This is a genomic window from Melaminivora alkalimesophila (assembly GCF_000282995.1).
Classification (GTDB): domain Bacteria; phylum Pseudomonadota; class Gammaproteobacteria; order Burkholderiales; family Burkholderiaceae_C; genus Melaminivora; species Melaminivora alkalimesophila.
The window spans coordinates 1-260 of the sequence record NZ_ALEE01000290.1 but is presented as its reverse complement, the minus strand read 5'-3'; the positions used below and the strand labels follow the sequence as shown (position 1 = coordinate 260).

The window sequence follows — 260 nt, the reverse complement described above, 5'->3', positions numbered from 1 at the left end:
GCTGCTGCAGCAGGCGCGCAGCCGCGACGACGCCTTCGACGGGCGCACCATCCTGGTGGTGGAGGACGACGTGCGCAACGTCTTCGCGCTGTCCAGCGTGCTCGAGCCGACCGGCGCGCGCGTGCAGATCGCGCGCAACGGGCGCGAGGCGCTGGAGCAGCTGGAGCGCGCCGGCCAGGGCGAGCACCCGCCGGTAGATCTGGTGCTGATGGACATCATGATGCCGGAGATGGACGGCCTGACGGCGATGCGCGAGATCC

At 71.5% G+C, this 260-nt stretch carries 1 protein-coding gene; it reads left to right on the top strand.

From position 1 onward, the window contains the following. The coding region (locus A612_RS05495; protein WP_040436169.1) for a response regulator at positions 1-260 on the top strand (260 nt) is incomplete at both ends.